Source organism: Bacillus cereus group sp. MYBK222-1 (assembly GCF_051916425.1).
Lineage (GTDB): Bacteria > Bacillota > Bacilli > Bacillales > Bacillaceae_G > Bacillus_A > Bacillus_A paranthracis.
Map to the genome: position 1 here is coordinate 113,943 of NZ_JBQAGP010000008.1, position 9,880 is coordinate 123,822.

Sequence of the window (9,880 nt, forward strand, 5' to 3'; positions counted from 1 at the left end):
CGTAAAAAAGAAAACTCTTACTATCATACAATTTAATCAAAAAATAGAAAAGGAATAAGCTTATTAAAACTACGGTTTGACTATAAAAAAGGATGCACTTTGAAAGGGGATAAGGTATTATGGTAAGGTATGAAAAAATTACATATTATTAGTTATTAAGGAGGCACTACTCGTGGCTGATTGGTTAATTGGAATAATCATGGGTGCTGTTGAAGGTTTAACAGAGTTTTTACCAGTTTCATCAACAGGGCATATGATTTTAACAGGTCATTTACTTGGATTTGACGATGAGAGAGCGAAAGTTTTCGAAGTTGTTATTCAATTGGGATCGATTTTAGCAGTTGTAGTTATATTTTGGAAGCGTCTATGGTCTTTAGTAGGTATAGGGAAAGTAACAGACGGACCATCGTTAAATTTATTACATATTATTATCGGAATGATTCCTGCCGGCGTACTTGGCGTATTGTTCCATAGTGCGATTAAAGAAGTTTTATTTGGGCCAGGCCCAGTTGTCATTAGCTTAGTGGCTGGTGGTATTTTAATGATTGTTGCTGAGAAGTTTTCAAAACCAAGTACAGCAAGAACATTAGATGAAATCACATATAAGCAAGCATTTACAATCGGAATGTTCCAATGTTTAGCACTTTGGCCAGGATTTTCTCGTTCTGGTTCTACAATAAGTGGTGGTTTATTAGCTCGCGTGTCACATACAGCGGCAGCTGAATATACATTCATTTTAGCAGTACCAATGATGGTAGCTGCAAGTGGCTTAGATTTAATTAAAAGCTGGGATATATTAAGTGCGGCTGATATACCGCTATTTGCAACAGGATTTATTACGGCGTTCGTTGTTGCAATGCTTGCAATTGTTTCATTCTTAAAATTATTATCTCGTGTAAAACTAACACCGTTTGCTTACTACCGTTTCATTTTAGCTGCGGTATTTTATTTCTTCATTATGTAATAAAAAAACTGCCGAGTTCGGCAGTTTTTTTTATTTTACTACTTTTTCCATCATGCTTTCCATTACATGTTCCCAAAGAGAAGTGTCATCAGCTAATGTGGCACGGAAATTAGCGTACATTTCTTTTTGTTTCTCTTCGAATGTTGGATCTTCTTTTTCAGGCAATGTAGCGCGCATTGAAGTTACTAACTCTTGTACTTTTGGAGCACGTGGTCCCCAAACGGCTTGTTCGTTTCCATCTTTATCAATGAAAATAAAGATTGGAATCGCACGTGCTGTTCCGTTTGTTAAATATTGATCCATTAATTCTAAGTTTTCATCGCGAATTAATAATGACATATCAATATTTGCAACTTCAGAAATTCGTTTCATAACAGGTACGCATAAAAGAGCATCGCCACACCAATCAGCTGTTAATACAATAACACGCCAGCCATCATTTTGACGTTCTTCTAATACAGGAAGTAATTCATTTGGAATTAAAAAGTTATTGTAAATGTGCAGTAGCTCGTATTGATTTACTTTCATTTCATTCACATATGTATCAAAGGACATACCTTTATCAGCCCATTTTTGTAAGTTCATAAGTAACACCTCTTTAGTATGATTTGTTTTCATTGTACCAATTTTTATATAGAAAAGCTTGTATTCTTACTCTTTCTTGTCACTTAATAATTTACTTAATAGGAAAAAGAATAGTACGACACATAATTCAGCTATGTTGGATAGTTGCACGCTCTCTATCCAATCGTCAGCGGTATGAATGACGAACCAATCTAGCGTAATTTCAATGATTGCAAAAAGAGTAATAGAAAGCCAATTTGGCATGTTTTGTGTCATTGGATATAGCAGTGCCTTGAAGAAAACGAAGATGAAAAATATAATACCGTCTAAGAAAGTAATTAATAAAAAAAATAGAAGTAAGGCAGTGCGCGATCGATACTCTACACCAGTAATATGAAAGATTCCTACATATATAAAAAATATAAATGCAAAAATTACAATGAGGAACAGAATAACAAAACCAATGATCAAAGTTTTATCTTTTAGATTGAAATTCGAAAATTTGTCTTCTTCACCCACTATCCCAACTCCTTTTTTTGGAAATTTAACTTCATTTTATCATGAAATATCTATTAAAAAACTACGAATTATGGGAAAATAAGGTGACAAAAAGTAAGATTTCATGTAAAATTATTAATAAGGTTTTTATTTAATCAAATGAAATAAAAGGGGCTGTCAAAGTTGTCTCAAAATCGAGAGCAATTAATGGAAGAACTATCGACAAATGTTTTTGCTATGTTCCGCACGTTGCGTAATGATATTGGAAAAATATTTGGTGGTTACATACCGTGGAATGAGTTCATCGTCCTTAGAATATTGAATCGTACGAATAAAGAAATGGTATCACGTGTGGCGAATGAGTTAAATGTGTCGAATAGTCATATTACAGCTGTTACAGAAAAATTAATTAATAAAGGTTTTGTAACTCGTTCACGTTCTACGTCAGATCGCCGAGTTGTATATTTGGAGATTACTGAACAAGGAAAAGATTTAGTTGCAAAAATGGAAGGTGCAAAAAAACAATATTTGCAAGAAAGATTTTCTACGCTCTCAGAAGAAGAAATGAATATAATGATATCTATTTCTAAAAAACTTATTTAAGTCATTATAAGCAAGAAAACGCTTACACTTCGAAAAAGAAGACTTTCCTTATATGAGGAAGGTCTTTTTTCGTATGTAAAAGATTATAAAAAAGAAAATATGTAACATACTACTAATAAAGGAAGGGGGCAGAAATATGACAAATCGAAATGGTAGTAAAGGGAGCGGAAATCAAGGCTCACCGAAATCAGGGCAATTTCAACAAGAGTTTAGTGCAGAATTTGAAACTGGTAACGATAATAAAGGAAAAGAATATCGTTCGAAAAAGGGAAGTAAATCAAAAAAGGAGTGAATCATTTCACTCCTTTTTTGATTTAAGATGCGGCAGATTGATCTGTATTATATTTTTCTTCTGATTTTGCGACAATCATTGCGCAAATTGCATCACCAGAAATATTTACAGCTGTTCTTGACATATCTAGAATGCGGTCAATACCGATAATTAAGGCAATACCTTCTACCGGTAGATTTACTTGATTTAAAACCATCGTCAGCATTACAAGCCCAACACCTGGTACACCAGCAGTGCCGATACTAGCTAGTACAGCAGTTAATACGACTACAGCTAGTTGGGAAATAGTAAGTTCAACGCCGTATACTTGAGCGATAAATACAGTTGCTACACCTTGCATAATGGCAGTACCATCCATATTAATTGTTGCACCTAGTGGTTGTACAAAAGAGCTAATTGCTTTTGGAACACCAAGCTTCTCTTGTGCGGTTTTCATTGCAAATGGAAGAGATGCATTAGAGCTAGATGTACTAAATCCAATCGCCATTACTGGTCCGAAATGTTTAAAGAAACGGACAATGCTTTCTTTTGCCAATACTTTTAATAAGCCACCATATACGAAGACACCGTGAATAATAAGTACTAGCATAACGACAATCATATACTTGAACATCGCAGCGACGCCTGCAAGACCCATTTTACCGACGGATGAAGCAAGCAACCCAAATGTTCCGATTGGAGCTAATTTCATAACGAGATTAACGAGATACATCATTAATTCGTTGCCCTGTTCAAGTAATGAATGAATACTTTGGACACGTTTTCCTAAAATAGCTATACCAAGTCCAATTAATACGGCAAAGGCAATAATTTGTAACATGTTTCCATCAGCCATCGCTTTTGCTGGATTATCTGGTACGATATTTAGCAATGTATCGACGAAAGATGTTTCGGTTTTTGCACCTTCATATTTAAGCCCTTCGGTTTTAAAATTACCACCAGATCCTGGTTGTATAATCAGTGCAAATGTAACTGCAATAGAGATGGCAACGGCTGTAGTTACAAGAAAGAATGAAATTGATTTTAAACCAATTCTTCCAAGTTGCTTCGGATCTCCAAGACCAGCAGCTCCAAGTACGATAGAAATGAATACAACAGGGACAACTAGCATTTTAATGAGGCGAATAAACAATTGACCAAGTGGATTGAACACATATTGATTTAATGGTTCAAAAATGGATGGTGCAGCTAAATTTAAAGTGAGTCCGACAACTAAACCGAGAAATAATGCAATTAAGATTGCTTTTGTTTGTTTCAATAAAATCCCCCCTTATTTTTTGTAAAATAGCTTTCTACATTAATTGTACCGAAAAACTACCTATTTTGACAATATTTTCTGAATATTTAGTACAAAAAGTATCTATTTAAATATAGATTGCTTTTACTAAAGTAAGCAGAAAAAGCTAAATAAACTATTTAGAAAACAAAATAGACCATCACATAGGATGGTCTAGGGAAGGGGACAATTTATGTCAATTTAATTAGGGATGGAAGTTGTTCAAGACACTGGGGAATGTCTTATAAATTAGGGAGGAACAACTTCGATACATATACTATAAAAGATAGATGTGACCGGGGTGTGAACATAGAGTGAAAGAGAGAGGGAGTTTTAAATAGAAGATAGAAAGACAAAAAATAAGACCATCACATATGATGGCCTAAGGAAGGGGACAATTTATGTCAATTTAATTAGGGATGGAAAGCTGTTCAAAGACACTGGGGAATGTCTTATAAATTAGGGAGGAACAGCTCCGATACATATACTATAAAAGATAGATGTGACCCCTATGTGAACATAGAGTGAAAGGTATGAGGATTTAAGCAATGATACATATAAAATGATTGTTGTGAGAGTTATAGAGTAAGGGTATTTATAATAGAAAGAGTCTTTTCATAAATGAAGTGAAGTTCGAGTATAAATAAAAGTTGAAAACTATGAAAAAAAGGATTATGCTCAACTATATTATAAGAATATAAGGTTTATCCTGCTATTTAAGGTTTTTTATAAGCCTTTAGTTATGAGGGGCAAAAAGGGAGTTAGTGAATATGGAAGTAACAAAAAGACAAAGGCTGTATAATCGTTTTATACGATTAAATCCACCACAAATATTAGCATTAGGTTTTTTCTGCTTAATTGTGGTTGGCGGTTTGTTATTAAAGTTACCATTCGCAACGAAAGTACATATTAGTTGGGTAGATGCTTTCTTTACGGCAACGTCAGCAGCGACTGTAACGGGATTGGGAGTAGTAGATACTGCAAGTACGTTTACGATGTTTGGCGAAATTGTAATTATGTTTTTAATTCAAACGGGCGGTTTAGGTCTTATGACAATTGCCATTTTAATTGTTTGGGTATTAGGTAAAAAAATCGGATTACGTCATCGCTTATTAATTGGAGAGGCATTTAATCAGACAAATATAGGTGGTCTCGTAAAATTAGTAAAACGTGTCTTTATATTTTCAATTTGTATTGAGTTTATTGGAGTCATCTTTTTATCATTTCGTTTTATTCCAGAGTTTGGCTTTGGAAAAGGTGTATACTATAGTATTTTTCACGTGATCGCATCTTATAATAATGCTGGATTTGCTCTATGGCCGGATAATTTAACAAGGTATGTAGGCGATCCGATTATTAATATTGGGATTTGCTCTTTAATCGTAATAGGCGGTCTCGGATTTACCGTACTAATTGATATATGGTATAGCCGGAGTTTTCGAAAACTATCGCTTCATTCCAAAATCATGATTATTGGAACGGTAGCGCTAAATGTGATAGCGATGATTGTGATTTTTGTATTGGAATATAATAATGTAAAGACGTTAGGGAATTTACCGTTAAATGAAAAGTTATGGGCTTCTTTTTTCCAAGGGATTACTCCTCGTACGGCTGGATTTAATACAGTTGACTACGGGGGAATGGAAGAATCATCTATATTATTTACGATGGTTTTAATGTTTATTGGTGCAGGAAGTGTATCAACAGGTGGAGGGATTAAATTAACAACGTTTGTTATTTTAGTTACATCTGTTCTTTCTTTCTTTAGAAAGAAAGAGGAAATCGTATTATTTCAGCGCACAATTAAAATGTCGACAGTAACGAGAGCATTAGCAATTGCCGTTGCTAGTCAAATCCTTATTTTTGCAGCAGTATTTATGTTAATGCTTACAGAAGACTTCAGTTTTATTCAGTTACTATTTGAAACAATTTCAGCGTTTGGAACAGTAGGATTAACGATGGGAATTACTGCAAAGTTATCAGCGTTTGGAAAATGTATGATTATGTTTGTTATGTTTTGTGGATTAATCGGACCGTTAACACTTGTATTTTCTTTAGCGCGACCAGCAAAACAAAAAATTAAATATCCGTCAGAAGATGTATTTACAGGATAAGGTATCCCGCATAAGCGAGATACCTTTTTCTTTTTAAAAGAGGGAGAACAATAAGCCGATAAGCGCTACTCGGAATAAAATTGCAATGAGTGCTGCAATTCCACCGACAATCGCAGCGATACCACCAGTTACAGTAGCTCCGCGGTTATAAGCGTAAATACCTAGTAGTACAGAAACAAGACCGAATAATGTTGGGAAGGTGAAAAGTGATAAGATAGATAAGGCAAGAGCGATAAAGCCAGCCGTTGATCCAGCAGCGGACGATCTTACATCATCTTTATGTTCCTTCTCATCGTAATCATAATCAATGCGCTGTGGTGCAACCTCAGCTGCATATTCTTCTTTATAGTCACTATAATCACTATCTATTCTATCTCTTTTTTTATACTCATCAAATTTCTCAGTCAAAGTCATGACTCCTTTCATAACAAGGTTCAATAGTAGTATGTATCTCTTTTTCCTTTTTATCCGAGTATGTACAGGGAGTAATATCCATTTAAAAGGTGAAGATTGTTTTTTTGAAATAGGAAAAGTTAGTATGACTTCCTCTATTTTGGAAAGTATAAAAAAGAATAATGAGGAAAGGGTGCAATACATAATGGAACATCCAATTGAAAATTTAATGAAAACAGCAATGACAAATTTAAAAGAGATGGTAGATGTAAATACGATTGTTGGAAGTCCAGTTTCAACAGCTGACGGAAATGTAGTATTAACAGTATCTCAAGTAGCCTTTGGTTTTGGAGCTGGAGGAAGTGACTTTAAAGGTGAATTTATTTCCGAAAAACATAATAATGGACAAGGGCAGCATAAAGAGAATAAGCAAAGTCATCCATTTGGAGGCGGAAGCGGGGCTGGGGTTTCTATTAGCCCAGTTGCTTTTTTAGTAGTTGGTTCTAACGGTGTGCAAGTATTGCATCTCAATAGTAGTACACATTTAATTGAAAAAGCTTTAAATACCGTACCAAGCACTGTAGATAAATTTGTAAATGGTCGCTAAAGGTGAACTTGCATTTTTTAGGAATTATGATATATTAGAAAAAGTGCGCTTTAGGATGATCGGAATAATTGAACTGTAAATATATATGATGTGTGGAATAAGGGAGAGGAATTTATGATTAATATCAAAAACTTAGTAGTTGGCTTATGTATGTTAGTAAGCGGTTTTGTTGTATATGTAATAAAAGAAAAAGCTCCATTCTAAAACAGACAAACCGTTATTGTCTGTTTTAAATTTGTGAAAAATGTTGACAAGTTGCTATATTGATGTTAGAATTTTAATTCGTGTCTCGGTTACAGCTAGTGTAAAGTAAATAAATCTTATAAATATAATACGAAAAGTTTGCGAAAGATCGGGTAGTTTTACCAACAACTTTTGTGAACAAACCCTATAAATTATAATTATAGGCTTTATAGGTATACTAGTGAATCAAGGAGCGGTCAGTGGAACCGTAATGATGAGAGAGAGGTAGGGCTTTCATCCAGTATATGTTACTTTCCCGTTAGGTGAATATAAAAAAGAGGACTCCTTTTCAAAAGGGGTCCTCTTTCTTTTTTGTATTGAATTTAAATGCGGCTCTCAACTTGCTGGCAAATTTCATCTGTTGTTAAACCGTGGGCGTTAATTACCGATCCTTTTATTGATGTATCTGCAATACCCATCATATTAGAATCTTGCCCAGTTACAACGCAACAGTCGCATCCTTGTGCGTCATGTTCCGAGTTAATTGTAATGACTTCATGCCCCTGTTGCTGAAGAGCTTGTTGGACATCTGTTAACGAATTTTCAACACCAATTTTAGCCATAATTCTCACCTCCTACCATCTAGTTGTTAGTATGCTCAAGTTCATCGTATATATTTATATAAAGACGGTAGGAAGCATATATTTATCTGTTATTTACGGGTAGCCTGATTAAAGTACGACTTTATTTAGTCGTTATATACACCAGTAAGCATTTGACTTACGAATTGATCGTTTAGAGTATCTTGGGCGGAAGAAGTATTTGAATGAATGTCGATTGAAGCAATGAAATTGTTATATTCTTTATTATTTGGTTCTACCTCTACATAATTATCAAATTTACAAAAACCTTTCGTATCCATTAGATCAAATAGTTGAAGCATCTCTACTACCTCTTGTCTCGTTCCTTTAATTTGTACACACGCCATATTGATTTCCTCCTTCATTTTGACAAATTGTTTTTTAAAAATAGGATTATGATTCCGAAATGAAAAATATGAATGTTATTTTTAGACAGTGTTATTTTTATTATTTTCCCCCTTTTTCAGCAAAAGTCGTTGTATATTCCCGAATTTATAAAAACGGACGTCCGTTTATTGAATACAATAGATTCGTATCAATTGACGAAAATCCTTCTTTTAAACAAATATTTTTTTAATGGAAATTGACGAAAAAATTTTTTTGACTTTTTGTAAACGTTAACAATGTTGTTAAATCAATATAATTAAAGATGTACGTACGAATAAAAATTATAAATTTTCTAAAAATTCACTTGATTTATTTAGAAAGGAGAGTAAACTAGGAAACAATAAAAAATTCATAGAACATAGGAGGCGCTTTCCAGTGAACGAGCAATGGATTTTCTTAAATGGAGAATTTGTTCCAAAAGACGAGGCAAAAGTATCAGTATATGATCATGGTTATTTATATGGAGATGGAGTATTTGAAGGAATTAGAGTTTATAGCGGTAATGTTTTCCGTTTGAGAGAGCATCTTGTCCGGTTATATGAATCAGCAAAATCCATCATGTTAGAAATTCCATATTCTTTAGATGAAGTAACGAATATTGTTGTTGAGACGATTCGACAAAATAAATTATCTAATGGATACATTCGCCTAGTTGTATCGAGAGGAGCAGGAAATCTTGGGTTAGATCCTGATTCTTGTAAAAAACCGAATGTAGTAGTAATTGCAGAGCAACTATCTTTATTCCCACAAGAATATTATGAAAAAGGGATTCCAGTTGTAACAGTTGCAACGCGCCGAAACCGTCCAGATGTATTGTCGCCTCAAGTAAAATCTTTAAATTACTTAAACAATATTTTAGTTCGCATCGAAGCGAAATTGGCTGGAGTACAAGAAGCGCTTATGTTAAATGATCAAGGATACGTAGCTGAAGGCTCAGGGGATAACGTATTTATTGTAAAAGGAAATAAATTAATTACACCACCAAGTTCTGCTGGAGCGTTAGAAGGCATTACACGAAATGCTATTTTAGAAATTGGTGAAAAACTTGGATATGACGTTAGAGAAGAGTTATTTACAAGACATGACGTATATGTAGCTGATGAAGTATTTTTAACAGGAACAGCAGCGGAAGTAATTGCTGTTACGACAGTAGATGGTAGAACGATTGGTTTAGGGCAAACGGGTCCACATACGAATCGTTTATTAGAAGAATTCCGAAAGTTAGTTATAGAAGATGGAGAGAAAATTTACGAAGAAAATAAAGTTGGATAACAACTTTTTATAACATAAGAAAGCGTTGATAGGGAGGAGTAGTTGATTGTGAAGCCTCACAGAGAGTCGGTGGTTGCTGGAAACCG

General features: G+C 34.2%; 13 protein-coding genes and 1 other annotated feature (1 of these 14 running past the window's edge). Of the genes, 7 read left to right on the forward strand and 6 right to left on the reverse strand.

The window, feature by feature from the left end; all coding sequences use genetic code 11:
- The first annotated feature begins 172 nt into the window (after positions 1 to 172).
- The gene (uppP, locus tag ACTFR9_RS24215) at positions 173 to 964 is read left to right on the forward strand and encodes a bacitracin resistance undecaprenyl-diphosphatase (protein ID WP_000796248.1); all 792 of its coding nucleotides are present in this window, start codon (positions 173 to 175) and stop codon (positions 962 to 964) included.
- Between the two features lie 30 nt (positions 965 to 994).
- Here the strand turns inward: uppP and ACTFR9_RS24220 are convergent, their stop codons facing one another.
- Positions 995 to 1,582, reverse strand: a complete 588-nt coding sequence (locus tag ACTFR9_RS24220) for a thioredoxin family protein (RefSeq protein WP_001997033.1) — start codon at positions 1,580 to 1,582, stop codon at positions 995 to 997.
- A 33-nt stretch (positions 1,583 to 1,615) separates the two neighbouring features.
- Positions 1,616 to 2,047, reverse strand: a complete 432-nt coding sequence (locus ACTFR9_RS24225; protein WP_000503434.1) for a YrvL family regulatory protein — start codon at positions 2,045 to 2,047, stop codon at positions 1,616 to 1,618.
- Positions 2,048 to 2,209: 162 nt separating this feature from the next.
- Here ACTFR9_RS24225 and ACTFR9_RS24230 point away from each other — a divergent pair, with 162 nt between their 5' ends.
- Both ACTFR9_RS24230 and ACTFR9_RS24235 read left to right on the forward strand, forming a co-directional pair.
- Positions 2,210 to 2,629 carry a MarR family winged helix-turn-helix transcriptional regulator gene (locus ACTFR9_RS24230; protein WP_000081439.1) on the forward strand — a complete coding sequence of 140 codons (420 nt, stop codon included), beginning with the start codon at positions 2,210 to 2,212 and terminating at the stop codon, positions 2,627 to 2,629.
- Positions 2,630 to 2,765: 136 nt separating this feature from the next.
- A complete protein-coding gene (locus ACTFR9_RS24235) occupies positions 2,766 to 2,921 on the forward strand; it encodes a hypothetical protein (RefSeq protein WP_000184931.1) in 156 nt (51 codons plus the stop codon).
- Between the two features lie 22 nt (positions 2,922 to 2,943).
- On the opposite strand, the gene ACTFR9_RS24240 is transcribed toward ACTFR9_RS24235, so the two are convergent.
- Positions 2,944 to 4,179, reverse strand: a complete 1,236-nt coding sequence (locus tag ACTFR9_RS24240) for a dicarboxylate/amino acid:cation symporter (RefSeq protein WP_000814819.1) — start codon at positions 4,177 to 4,179, stop codon at positions 2,944 to 2,946.
- Between the two features lie 788 nt (positions 4,180 to 4,967).
- Between ACTFR9_RS24240 and ACTFR9_RS24245 the strand changes: the two genes are divergently transcribed.
- On the forward strand, positions 4,968 to 6,311 hold the full coding sequence (locus tag ACTFR9_RS24245) for a TrkH family potassium uptake protein (protein ID WP_000454130.1): 1,344 nt from the start codon (positions 4,968 to 4,970) through the stop codon (positions 6,309 to 6,311).
- A gap of 33 nt (positions 6,312 to 6,344) precedes the next feature.
- Here the strand turns inward: ACTFR9_RS24245 and ACTFR9_RS24250 are convergent, their stop codons facing one another.
- A complete protein-coding gene (locus ACTFR9_RS24250) occupies positions 6,345 to 6,737 on the reverse strand; it encodes an imidazole glycerol phosphate synthase (protein WP_001997037.1) in 393 nt (130 codons plus the stop codon).
- A gap of 112 nt (positions 6,738 to 6,849) precedes the next feature.
- Between ACTFR9_RS24250 and ytfJ the strand changes: the two genes are divergently transcribed.
- Both ytfJ and ACTFR9_RS24260 read left to right on the forward strand, forming a co-directional pair.
- Positions 6,850 to 7,311, forward strand: coding sequence for a GerW family sporulation protein (ytfJ, locus tag ACTFR9_RS24255; RefSeq protein ID WP_001997038.1), 462 nt, complete (start codon positions 6,850 to 6,852; stop codon positions 7,309 to 7,311).
- A gap of 114 nt (positions 7,312 to 7,425) precedes the next feature.
- Positions 7,426 to 7,515 carry a hypothetical protein gene (locus ACTFR9_RS24260; protein ID WP_000608225.1) on the forward strand — a complete coding sequence of 30 codons (90 nt, stop codon included), beginning with the start codon at positions 7,426 to 7,428 and terminating at the stop codon, positions 7,513 to 7,515.
- Between the two features lie 362 nt (positions 7,516 to 7,877).
- Here the strand turns inward: ACTFR9_RS24260 and ACTFR9_RS24265 are convergent, their stop codons facing one another.
- Entirely contained in the window at positions 7,878 to 8,117 is a 240-nt protein-coding gene (locus ACTFR9_RS24265) for a YkuS family protein (RefSeq protein WP_001062580.1), read from the reverse strand.
- 125 nt (positions 8,118 to 8,242) lie between these two features.
- A complete protein-coding gene (locus tag ACTFR9_RS24270) occupies positions 8,243 to 8,482 on the reverse strand; it encodes a DUF3911 family protein (RefSeq protein ID WP_000752508.1) in 240 nt (79 codons plus the stop codon).
- Positions 8,483 to 8,897: 415 nt separating this feature from the next.
- Between ACTFR9_RS24270 and ilvE the strand changes: the two genes are divergently transcribed.
- Positions 8,898 to 9,794 (forward strand): branched-chain-amino-acid transaminase, encoded by an 897-nt coding sequence (gene ilvE / locus ACTFR9_RS24275; protein ID WP_001005497.1) that lies wholly within the window; start codon positions 8,898 to 8,900, stop codon positions 9,792 to 9,794.
- A gap of 16 nt (positions 9,795 to 9,810) precedes the next feature.
- Positions 9,811 to 9,880 (forward strand) — a binding site (T-box leader); it runs 159 nt beyond the window's last position.